This window comes from Curtobacterium sp. RM9, from assembly GCF_054956955.1.
The window spans coordinates 38,188-54,316 of the sequence record NZ_CM143271.1; the positions used below are offsets into that span (position 1 = coordinate 38,188).

Genomic DNA, 16,129 nt, shown 5'->3' on the forward strand with positions numbered 1-16,129 from the left:
CCGGCCACGGTGTACAGCGGTCGGGTCCGGTCTGTACACCGCGGCACTGGCCCTCAGTGCGAGGGCGCCACCGGTTGCTGCTGGGTGATGCAGTGCAGGCCGCCGCCACGGGCGAAGACCTCCCGAGCGTCGATCGTGTGGACGGTGCGGCCCGGGTAGACCTCGGCGAGGATCCCACGCGCCCGGTCGTCGGCCGCCGGGTCCCCGAACCCGCAGGCGATGACCGCATCGTTCACCACCACGTGGTTGACGTAGTTCCAGTCCACCGGGCCGCCTTCGTCGACGAGGGTCGACGGTGCCGGCAGCTCGACGACCTCGGCGTCCGTCGACTCCTCGAGCGCCCGACGGACGAGCGGCATCACGAGGTGGTCCGGGTGGCCCGGGTCCGGCTGCCCGTGCAGCAGCACGACGTCGGGCGCCGCGAACGTGGCGACCATGTCGACGTGCCCGCGGGTGCCGAGGCCGTCGTAGTCGCGGGTCAGCCCGCGTGGCAGCCAGACGACGTCGGTCGCGCCGATCGTCCGGGCGAGCTCCTGCTCGACGCGCTCGCGGTCCGCGTACGGGTTCCGACGCGGGTCGAGCTGCACGGTCTCCGTGACGAGCACCGTCCCGCGGCCGTCGACGTGGATCGCCCCGCCCTCGTTCACGAGGAGCGACGGGATCCGCACCACACCGGCCGCCTCCGCCACGGTGCCGGCGACCGCTGCGTCGCGGGTCCACGTGGACCAGGCGTTCGCGCCCCAGCCGTTGAACACCCAGTCGACGGCGCTGACCTCGCCCGTGTCGTCGTCGACGACGAACGTCGGTCCGATGTCGCGCATCCAGAAGTCGTCGAGTGGCGTCTCGAGCACGTCGACTGCGCCGGAGAGCAGCCGGTCGGCGTCCGCGCGGGTCACCGGGTCGACGACGACGGTGACCGGCTGGTGCTCGCTGACGGTGTTGGCCGTGGTGGCCCAGGCATGCCGGGCGGCCTCGGCGCTCGCCGCGTCGTCCCCGAGGGTGAGGCCGGGTCGGGGGAACGCCATCCAGGTCCGCTCCTGCGGCGCCGTCTCGGCCGGCATCCGCCAGCTCATGCGCGGGCCGTCGCGTCGGCGTGGGCCGGGGTGGCTGCGTGGGCCGTCGTCTCGGAGGCGCGCGCCGTCCAGGAGGCGCGACTCGCCTCGACCGCGCCGTGCCCGTCGCGCACGGGGTCGACCGGTTCGACGAGGCGGCCGTACAGGTCGGGTCGCCGGGTCAGGGGGAAGGGGAACAGGCGCAGCCATTCCGTCCGGGCGTCGAGGTCGAGGTCCGCGACGAGGACCGCGTCGGCGTCGCGCGGCGCCTCGACGAGCACCCGGCCGAACGGGTCCGAGATGAACGACGAGCCGTAGAAGGTCAGGGCACCCTCGTCGCCCCACCGGTTCGGCACGACCATGTGCTGCCCGGCGGTGATCCCGTTCGCCACGATCACCTGTCGCCAGATCGGCGCGGTGTCGAAGTCCGGGAACGTCGGCTCGGAGCCGATGGCGGTCGGGTACGCCAGCACCTCGGCCCCGGCGAGGCCGTACGCCCGCGCGACCTCGGGGAACCACTCGTCCCAGCACGTCGGCAGCCCAACGCGCATCCCGGCGACATCGTGCACCGGGAACGGGTCGGCGTCGGCACCCGGACGGAAGTACGTGTCCTCGTGGTACCCGGCACTGATCGGGATGTGGGTCTTGCGGGTCCGGCCGACGAGCGTGCCGTCGGGCGCGACGACGATCGCGGTGTTGTAGCCGCGCGGGTCCTCGGGCTGGTCGTCCTCGCCGGGCCGCTCGTACAGCGAGGCGTGCACGTGGACGCCGTGCGCTGCCGCCTGCTCGCGGGCGAAGGTGACCGTCGGGCCGTCGACGAGCGACTCCGCGCCGTCCTTCGGTGTGCCGGCGGCGGGGGTGTCGCCGGGGTACCGGGACAGTGTGAGCTCGGGGAGGAACACCGCGACGGCACCGGCGGTGGCGGCGCATGAGATGCCGTCGGCGAGCACGGCGCGGTGCTCGTCGGGATCCTCGTGCCAGCGGGTCTGCACGAGGGCGACCCGCGCGCGGCGGCGGGGAGCGGCGGTGTCCTCGTGCAGGGGAGACCGGAGCGGCTCGGCGGTGATGACGTCCATGCCGCCATTGTTGATCACACGATCAACAGGCGCAAGACCTCAACGGTTGTCGAACGCGGCGAGGGCGTCGTCGAGCATCCGGTGCCCCTGCGCCTCGAACGCCGCGTCCCCCACCATGAACGCCCACACCGCGGTCCCGACGGCTTCGCGCAGCTGCAGCAGCCGCCAGGCCGGCGGGTCGTCGGCACGCGGGTCTGGTCCGTAGCCCGCGAAGAACGCCTGCTCGAGCCCGGGGTCGTCCGCCCAGTGCAGGACGGCGAGTCGCGTGAGGTCGCTCGCCGGGGGCCGGAGGGCCGCACGACCGAAGTCGATGGCCATGAGTCGCCCGTGGTCGACGATCCAGTTCCGTGGGTGCCAGTCGCCGTGGGTCGGCACGACGGTGACCGGTGCGTCGTCGGGCTCGCTGAGCAGCGCCCGCGCGCGGTCGACCGCCTCGGGTGCGATCCGGTGCGGTCGGTCGAGGGCGCCGAGGGCCTTCCGACGCTCCCGGTCGGCGTACATGTCGTCGCGCTCGCCGTGCTGGTCATGCAACCGGCGGAGCACCGCTCCGGCCTGTCGGTGCACGTCCGGATCGGTCTCGGCCGACGCCCCGAGCGCGAGCTGCCCGGGGACGCGGTCGAGCACGAGCACGCGGAGTCCCTCGTCCACCGCGAGCAGCGCCGAGGTGTGGCGGGTGTGGACGAGGCCGGCCGTCCAGTGCCGGTGCGCGTGCAGCTCCCGCGGGAAGTGGGTGTTCTCCGGGCCGCAGGCCTTGACCGTGCGCTCCCCGTCACGACCCCGCACGTGCAGCACCTGCGTGTCGAGCAGCCCCCAGGACTCGTCGGCGAGCACCTCGACGTCCGGGACGACGCTCGCGACGAACGCCCCCTGCTCCGCGGTCAGTCCGGTGCCCCGCCACCCCATCCGGTCACGCTACCGCTCCGATCGGCGCCGTCGGCAGCGGTGCGGCGAGCTCGAGCGGGTCGACCTCGTGGCCGAGCAGCCGCGATGCCGCCCGTAGCCCGGACAGCAGCGCACCGTGCACGGTCGCGGGGTCGTCGCCCCAGGTGGCCTCGCCGGCGAGCTGCACGCGCCCGGTCGGGGTGGCGAGCAGGTCGTGGTCGGTGGCCGATGCCCCGACGTGCAGGTAGGAGTACGACCCGCGGGCGAAGGGGTCCGCCGCCCACCGGGTGATCCGGACCGCCTCGGGCTCGGGGACGTCGCCGAACATTCGCCGGAGCGCCACGAGCCCCTCGGCCACGACCTCGTCGTCGGACAGGGTCTCGATGCGGCGGGCACCGCCCCCGCCGAGCAGCGCCGCGAGCACGGGCTCGCCGGTCGCCCGGGACACGTCGTACCAGGAGTGCCAGTCGACGCCGCCCGGCCCCTGCTGCCGGACCACCCAGTCGTCGCCCCAGAACCGCTCGGCGAACCGGAGGAACACCTTGTCGTAGACGCCCATCCCGAGCCGGTCGACGGCTCCGCGGACCACCGGGTCGAGCGGCGGGTCGAACGTGACGGCACCGGCGTGCAGCACTCCGAGGGGGACCGTCACGACCACGTCGCGGGCGCAGAACGTCGAACCGTCGGACGTCGTCACGCGGACGCGCTCGTCGTCGTGCACCACCGAGGTCACGGCGGCACCCGTGCGGACGTCGAGCCCGGCGGCGAGGGCTGCGGCGTACTGCCCGTACCCGCGGGGGAAGACGACCTCATCCCCGGGGACGTGCTCGTCCTCGAGCCCGTGCGCGTCGAGCACCGTGACCGGGGCCCCGCAGAGGTCCTCCGACCGGTGCGCGACGTACTCGCGGACCCGGTCGGCGCGGTCGCCCGACCAGCCCAGGGCAGCGAGGACCCGGTCGACCGCCTCGGCGTACGACGTGCCGGTCGGGACCGCGGCGAGCACGTCCGGCAGCCGGGCGTCGAGGGTGTGCAGGTCGGCGACGAAGGACTCCTGCGCCTCGGGCGACAGTCGCGCGCCGGACGGGTCGTGCCAGGCGATCGGTCGACCGTCGAACTGGAAGCTGCCGACGGTGTACTCGACGGTCTCGATGCCGAACCGGGGCGCCAGCGCCCAGAGCGGGTTGCCGTCGACGCCGTGGATCCACGAGGCGCCGAGGTCGACCGGCACGCCGAGCGCGTCGTCCGTCCAGGTGCGGCCGCCGATCCGCTCCCTGGCCTCGAGCACGACGACGCTCGTGCCGCCCAGCACGAGTGCCCGGGCCGCCGCCAGCCCCGCGACGCCGGCTCCCACCACCATGACGTCCGCGCCCATCAGCGTGCTCCGGTCAGATCTTGGACGCGGCCTCGGACAGCACGCTCCGCAGGATCGAGGTGATCTCGCGGAACTCGGGCTGCCCGACGGTGAGCGGCGGTGCGAGCTGCACGACGGGGTCGCCCCGGTCGTCCGCGCGGCAGTAGAGCCCGGCGTCGAACAGTGCCTTCGACAGGAACCCGCGGAGCAGCCGCTCGGACTCGGCGGCGTCGAAGGTCGTCTTCGTCGCCTTGTCCTTCACGAGCTCGATCCCGTAGAAGTACCCGGCACCGCGGACGTCGCCGACGATCGGCAGGTCGCGGAGCGTGTCGAGCTCCGCCTTGAACAGCGGGGCGTTCTGCTGCACGTTCGCGAGCAGCCCCTCCTCCTCGAAGATGTCGAGGTTCTCCACCGCGACGGCTGCGGAGACCGGGTGCCCGCCGAACGTGTAGCCGTGGTAGAAGGTCGTGTCACCCTTCGAGAAGGGCTCGAACAGCTTGTCGCTGATGATGGTCGCGCCGATCGGGGAGTAGCCCGAGGTCATCGCCTTCGCGCAGGTGATCATGTCCGGCACGAAGTCGTAGGTGTCGCACGCGAACATGGTGCCGATCCGACCGAAGGCGCAGATCACCTCGTCGGACACGAGCAGCACGTCGTACTCGTCGCAGATCTCGCGGACGCGCTGGAAGTAGCCGGGCGGCGGGGTGAAGCAGCCGCCGGAGTTCTGCACCGGTTCGAGGAAGACCGCGGCGACGGTGTCGGGTCCCTCGAACTCGATCATCTCGCGGATGCGCTCGGCCGCCCAGACGCCGAACTCCTCCTCCGTGCCACCGGGGAAGCCCATCTCGTCGGCGCGGTAGTAGTTCGTGTTCGGCACCCGGAAGCCACCCGGCGTGAGCGGCTCGAACATCTGCTTCATCGCGGGGATGCCCGTGATCGCGAGGGCACCCTGCGGGGTGCCGTGGTAGGCGACCGCGCGGGAGATCACCTTGTGCTTCATCGGCTTGCCGCGCAGCTTCCAGTAGTACTTCGCGAGCTTGAACGCGGTCTCGACGGCCTCGCCGCCACCGGTCGAGAAGAACACCTTGTTGAGGTCGCCCGGAGCGTGGTCGGCCAGCCGGTCGGCGAGCTCGATCGCGGCGGGGTGCGCGTACGACCAGATCGGGAAGAAGGACAGCGTCTCGGCCTGCTTCGCGGCCATCTCGGCCAGGCGCTTCCGACCGTGGCCGGCGGCGACGACGAACAGGCCGGAGAGCCCGTCGATGTAGCCCTTGCCGTGGCTGTCGTAGACCATGTGGCCGTCGCCCCGCACCATGATCGGCACGTCGGCCCCGGCCTGGTTCGCGCCGTGCCGGGCGAAGTGCATCCACAGGTGGTCGCGGGACTTCCGCTGCAGGTCGGCGTCGTCGACCGCGGCGAACGGGTCGTAGGAACCCAGGCGGGTGGTGGGCTGTTCGGAGATGGTCATCGCGTTCCCCAGTCGTAGAGCTGTTTGCGGAGTTGCAGGTAGACGAACGTCTCGGTGCCGGTCACGCCCGGGATCGCCCGGATCGTGCCGTTGAGCAGTTCGATGAGGTCGTCGTCGTCCTCGCAGACGACCTCGACCATGAGGTCGAAGCTGCCGGCGGTCATCACGAGGTAGTCGACCGCGGCGAGCTGCTCGAGGGCGTCGGCCACCTTCCTCGTGTCGCCCTCGACCCGGATCCCGATCATCGCCTGGCGGTGGAAGCCGAGCTGCAGCGGGTCGGTCACGGCGACGATCTGCATGACGCCCGTCTCGGTCAGCTTCTGGACCCGCTGCCGGACCGCAGCCTCGCTCAGCCCCACGGCCTTGCCGATCTCGCCGTACGGACGGCGTCCGTCGGCCTGAAGCTGTTCGATGATCCGCTTCGAGGTGTCGTCGATCGGACCCGGACGTCGTGGTGCTGCCGCCATGCCGCACAGCATGGCAGCGGAGTGGAGGCCATGCAAGGGATTCCGTTGTGAACTCCCTGTTTCGCAACGATTTCCGTTGTTACAAGTCTTCCGAACCTCCCCGATCCGTGCCAGTATCGCCGCCATGCCGGACAGCACGACGACCCGCCCCCTGCGGAACTTCGTCGCGGGCGAGCACGTCGACGCCGCCGGCGAGCGGACGATGGAGCTCGTCGACCCGACGGACGAGCGGGTCTACGGCGCGGTGCCGGTCTCCTCCCCGGCCGACCTGGACGCCGCGTTCGCCGCCGCCTCCCGGGCCTTCACCACCTGGCGCCGCACCACCCCGGCAGAACGCCAGCTCGCGCTCTCCCGGATCGCCGACGCGGTCGAGGAGCGCGCCGAGGAGTTCGCCGACCTCGAGTCGCAGGACACCGGGAAGCCGCGGGCGACGCTCGTGCAGGACGAGATCCTCCTCTCGGTCGACCAGCTCCGCTTCTTCGCGGGTGCCGCACGGAACCTCGAGGGCCGGAGTGCGGGGGAGTACCTCGCCGACCACACGTCCTTCGTCCGCCGCGAGCCGATCGGCGTCGTCGCCCAGGTCACCCCGTGGAACTACCCCCTCAACATGGCGGTCTGGAAGATCGCGCCGGCGATCGCCGCGGGCAACACGACCGTGCTCAAGCCGAGCGACACCACACCGCTCAGCACCCTCCTGCTCGCGGAGGTCGCTGCCGAGCACCTGCCGCCGGGCGTCCTCAACGTCGTGCTCGGCGACCGGACGACCGGGGCCGCGATGATCGACCACCCGACCCCGCAGCTCGTCTCGGTGACCGGGTCCGTCCGCGCCGGTGTCGAGGTCGCCCGCGCGGCCGCCGGCGACCTCAAGCGCACGCACCTCGAGCTCGGCGGGAAGGCTCCCGTGGTGGTCTTCGACGACGTCGACGTGGCCGCTGCCGCCGCCGGGATCGTCGCGGCGGGGTTCTGGAACGCCGGACAGGACTGCACGGCCGCCACCCGGCTGCTCGTGCAGGACGGCGTGCACGACGAGTTCGTCGCGGCGCTCGCCGAGGAAGCACGCCGCAACGCGACGACCGGCGCGAGCGGGTTCTTCGGGCCGCTGAACAACGCGGGGCAGCTCGCCCGTGTCCGGTCCTTCCTCGACGACCTGCCCGACCACGCAACCATCGAGCTCGGCGGGCACCCCGTCGGCGACCGGGGCTTCCACCACGAGGCGACCATCGTCTCCGGCCTCCGCCAGGACGACCGCATCGTGCAGGACGAGGTCTTCGGACCCGTGCAGACCGTGCAGCGCTTCCGCACCGAGGAGGACGCCCTCCGGATGGCGAACGACGTCGAGTACGGGCTCGCCAGCTCGGTCTGGACCACCGACCACGGTCGCGCCATGCGGTTCGCCCGCGACCTCGACTTCGGGTGCGTGTGGATCAACACGCACATCCCGATCGTCGCCGAGATGCCCCACGGGGGCTTCCGGCACTCCGGGTACGGCAAGGACCTGTCCCAGTACGGGTTCGACGACTACACCCGCGTCAAGCACGTCATGTCGTACATCGGCTGACCCCTCCCGACCCTCCCACCCCCTGGAGGCACCATGGCAACGACCGGCACCTTCGCCGAATCCGGAGCGGACCTCCGGCTGGAGCGGATCACGAAGTCCTTCCCCGGACACACCGCGGTGGACGCCCTCGACCTGACGGTCCCGGCGGGGTCGTTCTTCGCCCTGCTCGGGCCGTCGGGCTGCGGCAAGACCACCACGCTGCGGCTCGTCGCCGGACTCGAGGAACCCACGAGCGGCACCATCTCGATCGGCGGCCGCGACGTCACCGACACGAAGCCGTACCAGCGGCCGGTCAACACCGTGTTCCAGAACTACGCGCTGTTCCCGCACATGAGCGTGCTCGACAACGTCGCCTTCGGCCTCAAGCGGCGCCGGATCCCGGACCCGATGACGAAGGCGAGGGAGGCGCTCCGGCTCGTCGAGCTCGAGCAGGCGGCATCGAAGCGGCCCGCGCAGCTCTCCGGCGGCATGCAGCAGCGCGTCGCCCTCGCCCGGGCGATCGTCAACCGGCCGGCCCTCCTGCTCCTCGACGAGCCCCTCGGCGCCCTCGACCTCAAGCTCCGCCACCAGATGCAGCTCGAGCTGAAGACCATCCAGGCCGAGGTCGGGCTCACCTTCCTGCACGTCACGCACGACCAAGAGGAGGCGATGACGATGGCCGACACGGTCGCGGTCATGAACGGCGGCCGGATCGAGCAGATGGGCACCCCGCAGGACCTCTACGAGCTGCCGCGCACCGCCTTCGTCGCGAACTTCCTCGGCCAGTCGAACCTCCTCGAGGGCGAGGTCCGCAGCACCGACGGTCCGCTCCTGGTCGTCGCCACCGCCGCCGGCACGCTCGCCGTCCCCGCCGCGCGGGCGGTCGCGACGTCCGGTCGCGTCGTCGTCGGCGTCCGCCCGGAGAAGCTGAAGCTCCGCACCGCGGAGCCGAGCCCGGAGGCGGGCCGCAACATCCTCGGCCCCGGCCGCGTGAGCGACGTCTCCTTCTCGGGGGTCAGCACGCAGTACCTCGTCGACGTCCCCGGTGCCGGCCGCATCTCGGTGTTCGCCCAGAACTCGAAGGGCGGAGCGCGGCTCGCGGCCGGCACCGAGGTCTGGCTCACCTGGGGCGTGGACCACGGCTTCGGACTGGAGGCGCACCCCGCGTCCGACGCGAGCGTCACCACCCAGCCGGCACCGCGCCTCCAGACCGCCGAGACGGCGGGGGCGGTCGCGTGAGCCGCCCACCGGGGCCGGACCTGCTCCGCGGACTGACGTCCGCGCGGCTGAGCCGACGCGGGCTGCTCGCCGGCGGCGGGGCCGCCGCGCTCGCCGCGCTGCTGACGGGCTGCAGCATCGAGGGGTCCGCCGCGTCGCTCGCCGACCACCCCGTCGACTGGGAGCGCTTCTGGGCCGACGCGAAGCCGACGAAGCAGCTGCACTTCGCGAACTGGCCGCTGTACATCGACTCGGACAAGGGCAGGTCCGAGTCGCTCGAGCGCTTCCGCGAGGCGACCGGCATCTCCGTCGACTACCAGGCGGTCATCCAGGACAACGCGACCTTCTACGCCACGGTCTCCCCGATCCTCCGTGCACAGGGCGCCACCGGGTACGACCTCGTCGTGATGACGAACGGGTTCGAGCTGACCCAGATGATCAAGAACGGGTTCGTGTGCGAACTCGACCACACGCGGCTGCCGAACTTCGCCGCGAACGCCTCGACCTCGGTCACGGACCCGAACTACGACCCGGGCAACAAGCACTCCGTCGTGTGGCAGACCGGGTTGACCGGCCTGGCCTACAACCCGGAGTACGTCGACCGCGAGATCACCTCGTTCCAGGACCTCCTCGACCCGGCGTTCCGCGGGCGCATCGGCCTGATGAGCGACAACACCGAACTCGGCTCGATGGCCCTGCTCGCGAACGGCATCGCGCCGGAGGACTCCACGCCGGCCGACTGGCGGAAGGCCCAGGCGTGGCTGCGGAAGCTCCGGCCGAGCGTCGCCGGGTTCTACGACCAGAGCTACATCAACAAGCTCGAGAACGGCGACACCTGGATCACCCAGGCCTGGTCCGGCGACGTCTTCCAGGCCCAGCAGTCGGGGTTCGAGCACCTGCGGTTCGTCACGCCGGAGGAGGGGCAGATGCAGTGGCACGACAACCTGCTCATCCCGCGCCAGGCCGCCAACCCGCTGTCGGCACTGGCCTGGATGGACTTCTACTACACGCCGGAGATCGCCGGGATCGTCGAGGACTGGGTCAACTACGTCTGCCCGGTCCCCGCTGCCGAGGACTACGTCCGCAACGAGCTCGACGACGCGACCGTCGCCGACAGCCCGCTCGTGTTCCCCTCGGAGGAGGTCCTCGCGCAGTCGCACGAGTTCCGGGTGTTCGAGAACTACGACGAGTACGCCGAGTGGAACGGGATCTTCAACGCGGTGGTGCAGTCGTGAGCGCGGTCGGCACGGCGCCCGGGCTCGGACCCGCGGCCACGTCGCCGGACCGCCGGGGGCGACACCGGAGCACGCCGTTCCTCCTGGCACTCGTCGGCACGGCGTACCTCGCCGTGTTCTTCGTCATCCCGCTCGTGTCCGGACTCGTCGTCTCGCTGATGTCCGGCAACCCCGACGACGGTTACACCTTCACCTGGAACTGGGGGATCTACTCGTCGCTGTTCGTCGACCCGCAGGTGCCCTACGCGACCTTCCTGCTCCGGTCGCTCTGGTACGGCGTCGCCGCCACGGTCGCCACGATCGTCGTCGGGTACCCGGTGGCGGCCTTCATCGCCTTCCGGGTGTCGCCGCGGTGGAAGAGCCCGCTGCTCATGCTCGTGTTCATCAGCTTCCTGGTGTCGTTCGTCATCCGCACCGACATGTGGGCGTTCGTCCTCGCCTCGCAGGGGCCGGTCGTCACCACGCTCCAGGCCATCGGCCTCGTCGGCAAGGACTTCCACGTCCTCGGCACCTCGGGCGCGGTCGTGTTCGGCATCGCCTACAACGACCTCGCCTTCATGGTGCTGCCGATCTACGCCGCGCTCGAGCGCATCGACCCGCGGCTCGGCGAGGCGGCGAACGACCTGTACGCGGGGCGGGTCCGGGCGTTCTGGCACACCACGCTCCCGTTGTCCCGGTCTGGCGTCTTCGCGGGGGTGCTGCTCGTCTTCATCGACGCCGTGGGCGACCCGGTGAACTCGGCGCTGCTCGGTGGCACGAACACGTACACGATCGGGCAGGCGATCCAGGACGCCTACTCCGGCAACCAGCAGTACAACGTGGCCGCGGCGCTGTCGACCGTGCTCATGGTCGTGCTCGGCATCATCCTGTTCATCTACGCCCGGGTCTCCGGCACCGACGACCTCGAGGACCTCGTATGACCGCCGTCGCCCCGCCCCGTTCGAGCACTCCCGCCGCGCCGGTCACCGGTGCGACCGCCCGCGCACCCCGACGCCGTGGCGGGGCCCAGCGCCGCGGGCCCTGGCTCGCGATCGTGTACTGGGTCGTGATCGGCATCACGCTCGTGCCGATCGTCTTCATGGTCGCCTACTCCTTCAACGACGCTCCGACCAACCGGCTCACCTTCGCGTGGAACGGCTTCACGACCTACTGGTACCGGAACCTCGTCAACGTGTCGGGCCTGGGATCAGCGTTCCTGACCTCGGTCGTCGTCGCGCTCGCCGCGGCGGTGATCTCGGTCGCGATCGGACTGCCGCTCGCCCTCGCGCTGGAGCGGTACCGGTTCCCCGGCCGCCGGGTCGTCAGCGCGGTGGTGTTCGCCGACATCGCGGCACCGTCGATCGTCGTCGGGTCCGCATCGCTGTCGTTCTTCCTGTCCGTGGGGCTCGGCACCGGGTTCACGACCGTGCTCATCACGCACGTGGCGTTCGACGTCGCCTACGTGGTCGTGGTGCTCCGTGCCCGGATCGCCGGCACCTCGCGGGTGCTCGAGGAGGCGGCGAGCGACCTCGGGGCGACCCCGTTCCAGGCGTTCCGGCTCGTGACGCTGCCGCTGCTCGCGCCGGGCATGCTCGCCGCCGGGCTGCTCGCGCTGGCGATGTCGATCGACGACTACGTCATCACCTCGTTCGTCGCCGGACCCGCGGTGACGTTCCCGTTGTTCGTGTACGGCGCCGCGAAGGCCGGGATGCCCCCGCAGGTGCTCTGCTTCGGCACGCTGGTGTTCGCCGTCGGACTGCTCGTCGCGCTGCTGAACGGCGCGCTCAACCGACGGTTGGCGCGCACCCGCGGATGAACGGACCGGGCCCGTCGGCCCGGTCCGCTCGTCCGCGATGTGCTGTCTCGCCGTCAGACCGTCGCGGTCGCCAGGGCCCGTGCCTGGGCGCGGTCGGCCTCGGCGTCGTCGCGGAGCATGTGCTCGGCCGTCCGGAGCGACAGCGCCATGATCGTCAGCGCCGGGTTCGCGATGAGGGAGCTCGGGAACACCGAGTTGTCGACCACCCAGAGGTTCGGCACGTCCCACGACCGGCCGGCCGCGTCCACGACCGAGTCGCCCGGGTCGGTCCCCATGCGTGCGGTGCCGACGGTGTGTGCCGTGCGGTCGAGCACCCGGACGTCCTTGCCACCAGCGGCCTCGACGATCGCGGTCATCGTCCGCACGGCGTGCTCCGCGATGGCCTCCTCGTTCGAGCCGGGGGAGAACGTGACGCGGGCCTTCGGGACGCCGAACTCGTCCACCTCGTCGGCGAGCACGAGCCGGTTGTCGTCGTACGGCAGGCACTCGGCGTTGATGCCCACGCCGGCGAGCCGCGGGTAGTCCTGCAGCGCCCGCACGAGGGCGGCACCACGCAGGCCGCCGCCGCGCACCAGCGAGGTCGCGAGGGTCAGCGGCTGGACGCCGAGGGACTGGATGAGGTAGCCGCCCGCGAAGTCCGCATCGTCCGGGCGGACGAAGTCCTCGGTGATGATCGACGACGGGTAGCCGCGGTACGACCGCATCGACTCGTCGAAGGTCGCCCACACCTGGGTGGCCCCGTGCGCGGTGAAGTTCCGGCCGACCTGCCCGCTGCTGTTCGCGAGCCCGGTGTGCAGCAGGAGGCGTGGCGTCTCGATCCCACCCGCGGCGAGCACGAGCGAGCGGCAGCGCTGGCGGTGGTCGCGCCCGCCCTGGCGGTACACGACGGCCTCGACACGGCCGGCGGCGTCGAGCTCGATCCCGTGCACGAACGCCTCGGGACGGATCTCGGCGCCGGAGGCCACCGCGGCGGGCAGGTAGGTGGTGTCCATCGACACCTTCGAGCCGTTCCGGCACCCCTGGTGGCACGAGCCGCAGGACACGCACGCGTGGCGGAGGCCGTGGTGCTCCTGCACCCGGTCCTCGGTGGTCAGGCCGACGGGGGCGTCCGTCGCGGTGATCCCCACGGCGGCGGCCCCGCGCATCATCATGTCCGAGGACGCGTTCCGCGGCGGCGGGCCCATGCGGTAGCGGCGCGCCGGGTCCCACGGGTAGTGCTCGGGTCCGGCGACGCCCACGTCGTGCTCGACCTGCTCGATCCACTGCGTCAGCTCGGCGTGGTCGATCGGCCAGTCACGCCCTTCGCCGCTGTCCGTGCGGAGCCGGATGTCGTGCTCGTTCGGCCGCGGCGTGAAGGCGCCCCAGTGCAGGGTGGAACCGCCGACACCGGTCCCGCTGTTGTTCGGGCCGAACGCGGTCGGCGCGCTGCCGCCGCTGATGCGGTCGTCCATCCAGTTGATGTCGGCGGGCGCCTCGACCTCGTCCGGCACGTGCTGGCCGGGTTCGGTGTTCCGGCCGGCCTCGAGCGCGACGACGCTGAGGCCCCGGCGCGCGAGGGTGGCCGTCAGCGGCGCCCCGCCCGCCCCGGTGCCGACGACGACCACGTCGACGATCTCGTCGGTGTCGTACCGGCGCTGGTGTTCGAGTCTCATCGTCCGGCTCCCGTCGGTTCCCATGCTTCGCGCTCGCCTGCTCCGAGGAGCAGGAAGCCCTGTTTGCGGACACCGTCGCCGCCGTTGGCGAAGCCGTCGTAGTCGAGTGCGGCCATCGTGGCCGGATGACCGACCCACTGCTTGGCGAGGTCGACGCCCGCGTCCTCGGACCAGGCTCGGAGCTGCTCGGCGTCGAACGGCCCGGTGGGCGGGGTCCACGCCCCCTCGGCGACGGCGTCGAGGACGGTCGCCAGGTGGTCGTCGCCCTGCTCGGCGTCGGCGCGGAGGGCGTCGAGGGCGCCGCGGTAGGCGTCGACGTCGGCGGGGAGGCCGTCCGGTCGCCACCCGTCGCCGAGACCCGCGGCGAGCTGCGCGTCGACCCGGAGCGCCAGGTCGACGGTGCGCTCGCCGGGCTGCGGCACGACCACCCGTGCGACGGCGCGCAGGGTGTCGAGCTGGGCGGTCGACAGGGCCCGCGGGGCGCGAGCGGGGTCGTCCGGCAGCGACCGCACGGCGAGGACGCCACGCATCCGGGCGCTCACGCGCGGTGACGCGATCACCCGGGCGGTGCCGGCCGGCACGACCGGCCCGTGCGCGACCCGACGCTGCCAGAAGTCGCGGATGCGCTCGGCGACCTCGTCCGGGCGTTCCCACGGCAGCAGGTGCGCGGCACCGGGGACGACGTCGAACTCGCCGTTCGGCCAGTGCGGGAGGTTCAGGGAGCGCTGCGCGTCGGGACCGAGGTCGCCGTCCTCGGCACCGGCGAGCACGAGTGCGGGCACCGGGTTCTCCGGGAAGTCGGTCGACCAGTCCTCACGACTGCCGCGGACGAGCCAGTCCGTCCACGACTGCGGGGCGGCGCGCTGCACGTCGTGCACGGCGATCGCGTGCGCCGCGGGGTCGAGGTGCTCGGCGGTGTTCGCGTCGACGAAGGTCTCGGCCTCGTCCGGCCCGATCTCGCCGTCAGCCGCCCACCGGAGCATGTCCCGACGGCGGTCCTCGCCCATCGGCTCGGGCGACAACGGCGATGCGGCGAGCAGCACGACCGCGCGGAGCCCGAACAGCCCGTTCGACCCGTCGATCGTCCGCGAGGCCACGATCGACGCGATCTTCCCGCCCATCGAGTGTCCGAGCAGCGCCCAGTCCGTCGCACCACGCCGACCGATCGCCCGTTCGACGAGCTCGACCATCTCCTCGACGCTCGTGCCGGTGGCCGCCGAGCTCGACCCGAAGCCGGGCAGGTCGATGCCGACGAGGTCAGCGGTGCCGGCGAGCCGTGCACGCAGTCCCACGAACTCCTCGGAACTCGACCCGAGGGCGTGCAGGCAGAAGACGGTGGTCGGCATGTGTTCGTTCCTACGTGGCGGTCCTCCCCCGCTCACAGCGCGCTGTACCCCGCGCGGGGTCCGTCCGTACCCCGCGCCGCGCCGTCACGGGGTGCAACGATCCTGCGGGCCGGGCGGCGCGGTCGGAGGATGGGGTCATGACGACGATCCGACCCACCGTGCCGACCCGTCCGGGCGAACTCCCGCTCACGAGCGTGGCGGACGTCGACGCGGTCGTCGCCCGGGCGCGCAACCGCTACGCCGTGGGCGTCGTCGCGGACACCGCGGGCTGGGCGGACGGTGACCGCCGACGGCTCGAGGACCTCGGGTTCCGGGGCGGTGACGGTCGCGCGGCGTCGGTCCGCGTCCTCGACCTCTCGCTCGCCGACGACGGCACCCCGACGCGCGTGCTCGACAACCCGGCGCTGACCTCGTTGGACGGGCACCACGCCCGGTTCGCGGAGCGCCGGGGCGAGGTCGTTCGCTACCTGCCCGACGTCTCGGTGTGGACCGGGATCCCGGCGCGGCCCACCACGGCGGACTGGGACGACGTCCGAGCACTCCTCGGCCCCGGCGCGGTCGTCGGCACCGGCCCCGACGCCGAGCCGCCCGCCGGGTGGTCGCTCGTCGAGGGCGCTGGCGGCGTGCAGCTCACCGGCGAGGCGGTCGAGGGCGCCCCGGACGCGGAGGCCGTCGAACTCACGCCGAACGACGTCCCCGAGATGACGGCGCTGGTGGAGCGGACGAAGCCCGGGCCCTTCCTGCCGCGGACGATCGAGCTCGGGCGCTACCTCGGCATCCGACGCGACGGCCGGCTCGTCGCGATGGCCGGGGAGCGCCTGCACCCGCCGGGATGGACCGAGATCAGCGCCGTGTGCACCGACGAGGAGCACCGCGGCCAGGGACTCGGGCGTCGGCTCGTGCTCGCCGTGGCGCACGGGATCCGGGAGCGCGGGGAGACCCCGCTCATGCACGCGGCGGCCGGCAACACCGGTGCGATCGGGCTCTACCGGCACCTCGGGTTCCGGCTCCGTGACCGCGGTGCGCTCCGCTTCGTGCAGGTGCCCTGAC

Annotated in this window: 14 protein-coding genes; 6 read left to right on the forward strand and 8 right to left on the reverse strand. The window is 72.3% G+C overall.

The window, feature by feature from the left end:
• Positions 1-53: 53 nt before the first annotated feature.
• From ACY3FI_RS00165 to ACY3FI_RS00190, 6 genes are read right to left on the reverse strand one after another with little or no spacing between them, the layout of a single operon-like run.
• Positions 54-1,073 (reverse strand): agmatine deiminase family protein, encoded by a 1,020-nt coding sequence (locus ACY3FI_RS00165; protein WP_462548695.1) that lies wholly within the window; start codon positions 1,071-1,073, stop codon positions 54-56.
• The gene (locus tag ACY3FI_RS00170) at positions 1,070-2,128 is read right to left on the reverse strand and encodes a nitrilase-related carbon-nitrogen hydrolase (RefSeq protein WP_462548696.1); all 1,059 of its coding nucleotides are present in this window, start codon (positions 2,126-2,128) and stop codon (positions 1,070-1,072) included. The genes ACY3FI_RS00165 and ACY3FI_RS00170 overlap by 4 nt, the downstream gene beginning before the upstream one ends.
• A 39-nt stretch (positions 2,129-2,167) precedes the next feature.
• Positions 2,168-3,031 carry a phosphotransferase gene (locus ACY3FI_RS00175; protein ID WP_462548697.1) on the reverse strand — a complete coding sequence of 288 codons (864 nt, stop codon included), beginning with the start codon at positions 3,029-3,031 and terminating at the stop codon, positions 2,168-2,170.
• A gap of 4 nt (positions 3,032-3,035) precedes the next feature.
• A complete protein-coding gene (locus ACY3FI_RS00180; RefSeq protein WP_462548698.1) occupies positions 3,036-4,382 on the reverse strand; it encodes a flavin monoamine oxidase family protein in 1,347 nt (448 codons plus the stop codon).
• 13 nt (positions 4,383-4,395) lie between these two features.
• Positions 4,396-5,829: an aspartate aminotransferase family protein gene (locus ACY3FI_RS00185; RefSeq protein ID WP_462548699.1), complete on the reverse strand. Its 1,434-nt coding sequence runs from the start codon at positions 5,827-5,829 to the stop codon at positions 4,396-4,398.
• Positions 5,826-6,296, reverse strand: a complete 471-nt coding sequence (locus tag ACY3FI_RS00190; RefSeq protein WP_462548700.1) for an Lrp/AsnC family transcriptional regulator — start codon at positions 6,294-6,296, stop codon at positions 5,826-5,828. Before ACY3FI_RS00190 ends, ACY3FI_RS00185 begins: the two co-directional genes overlap by 4 nt.
• A gap of 124 nt (positions 6,297-6,420) precedes the next feature.
• On the opposite strand from ACY3FI_RS00190, the gene ACY3FI_RS00195 reads away from it, so the two are divergent.
• The 5 genes from ACY3FI_RS00195 to ACY3FI_RS00215 are packed head-to-tail and all read left to right on the forward strand — an operon-like array spanning position 6,421 to position 12,081.
• Positions 6,421-7,854: an aminobutyraldehyde dehydrogenase gene (locus tag ACY3FI_RS00195; protein WP_462548701.1), complete on the forward strand. Its 1,434-nt coding sequence runs from the start codon at positions 6,421-6,423 to the stop codon at positions 7,852-7,854.
• A 33-nt stretch (positions 7,855-7,887) separates the two neighbouring features.
• The gene (locus tag ACY3FI_RS00200; RefSeq protein ID WP_462548702.1) at positions 7,888-9,072 is read left to right on the forward strand and encodes an ABC transporter ATP-binding protein; all 1,185 of its coding nucleotides are present in this window, start codon (positions 7,888-7,890) and stop codon (positions 9,070-9,072) included.
• Positions 9,069-10,286: a polyamine ABC transporter substrate-binding protein gene (locus tag ACY3FI_RS00205; protein ID WP_462548703.1), complete on the forward strand. Its 1,218-nt coding sequence runs from the start codon at positions 9,069-9,071 to the stop codon at positions 10,284-10,286. Before ACY3FI_RS00200 ends, ACY3FI_RS00205 begins: the two co-directional genes overlap by 4 nt.
• Complete coding sequence (locus ACY3FI_RS00210) at positions 10,283-11,206, forward strand: ABC transporter permease (RefSeq protein ID WP_462548704.1); 924 nt, start codon at positions 10,283-10,285, stop codon at positions 11,204-11,206. The genes ACY3FI_RS00205 and ACY3FI_RS00210 overlap by 4 nt, the downstream gene beginning before the upstream one ends.
• On the forward strand, positions 11,203-12,081 hold the full coding sequence (locus ACY3FI_RS00215; RefSeq protein ID WP_462548705.1) for an ABC transporter permease: 879 nt from the start codon (positions 11,203-11,205) through the stop codon (positions 12,079-12,081). Before ACY3FI_RS00210 ends, ACY3FI_RS00215 begins: the two co-directional genes overlap by 4 nt.
• A gap of 53 nt (positions 12,082-12,134) precedes the next feature.
• Here the strand turns inward: ACY3FI_RS00215 and ACY3FI_RS00220 are convergent, their stop codons facing one another.
• Together ACY3FI_RS00220 and ACY3FI_RS00225 are read right to left on the reverse strand one after the other, a co-directional pair.
• Positions 12,135-13,733 (reverse strand): GMC family oxidoreductase, encoded by a 1,599-nt coding sequence (locus ACY3FI_RS00220; RefSeq protein ID WP_462548706.1) that lies wholly within the window; start codon positions 13,731-13,733, stop codon positions 12,135-12,137.
• Entirely contained in the window at positions 13,730-15,079 is a 1,350-nt protein-coding gene (locus ACY3FI_RS00225; RefSeq protein ID WP_462548707.1) for an alpha/beta fold hydrolase, read from the reverse strand. The genes ACY3FI_RS00220 and ACY3FI_RS00225 overlap by 4 nt, the downstream gene beginning before the upstream one ends.
• A gap of 137 nt (positions 15,080-15,216) precedes the next feature.
• Here ACY3FI_RS00225 and ACY3FI_RS00230 point away from each other — a divergent pair, with 137 nt between their 5' ends.
• On the forward strand, positions 15,217-16,128 hold the full coding sequence (locus ACY3FI_RS00230) for a GNAT family N-acetyltransferase (protein WP_462548708.1): 912 nt from the start codon (positions 15,217-15,219) through the stop codon (positions 16,126-16,128).
• Position 16,129 lies beyond the last annotated feature (1 nt).

Excerpts from the sequence above, each read along its gene's own strand:
- ACY3FI_RS00165 (WP_462548695.1), bottom strand. The coding sequence starts at position 1,073 with ATGAGCTGGCGGATGCCGGCCGAGACGGCGCCGCAGGAGCGGACCTGG.
- ACY3FI_RS00170 (WP_462548696.1), bottom strand. The coding sequence starts at position 2,128 with ATGGACGTCATCACCGCCGAGCCGCTCCGGTCTCCCCTGCACGAGGAC.
- ACY3FI_RS00175 (WP_462548697.1), bottom strand. The coding sequence starts at position 3,031 with ATGGGGTGGCGGGGCACCGGACTGACCGCGGAGCAGGGGGCGTTCGTC.
- ACY3FI_RS00180 (WP_462548698.1), bottom strand. The coding sequence starts at position 4,382 with ATGGGCGCGGACGTCATGGTGGTGGGAGCCGGCGTCGCGGGGCTGGCG.
- ACY3FI_RS00185 (WP_462548699.1), bottom strand. The coding sequence starts at position 5,829 with ATGACCATCTCCGAACAGCCCACCACCCGCCTGGGTTCCTACGACCCG.
- ACY3FI_RS00190 (WP_462548700.1), bottom strand. The coding sequence starts at position 6,296 with ATGGCGGCAGCACCACGACGTCCGGGTCCGATCGACGACACCTCGAAG.
- ACY3FI_RS00195 (WP_462548701.1), top strand. The coding sequence starts at position 6,421 with ATGCCGGACAGCACGACGACCCGCCCCCTGCGGAACTTCGTCGCGGGC.
- ACY3FI_RS00200 (WP_462548702.1), top strand. The coding sequence starts at position 7,888 with ATGGCAACGACCGGCACCTTCGCCGAATCCGGAGCGGACCTCCGGCTG.
- ACY3FI_RS00215 (WP_462548705.1), top strand. The coding sequence starts at position 11,203 with ATGACCGCCGTCGCCCCGCCCCGTTCGAGCACTCCCGCCGCGCCGGTC.
- ACY3FI_RS00220 (WP_462548706.1), bottom strand. The coding sequence starts at position 13,733 with ATGAGACTCGAACACCAGCGCCGGTACGACACCGACGAGATCGTCGAC.
- ACY3FI_RS00225 (WP_462548707.1), bottom strand. The coding sequence starts at position 15,079 with ATGCCGACCACCGTCTTCTGCCTGCACGCCCTCGGGTCGAGTTCCGAG.
- ACY3FI_RS00230 (WP_462548708.1), top strand. The coding sequence starts at position 15,217 with ATGACGACGATCCGACCCACCGTGCCGACCCGTCCGGGCGAACTCCCG.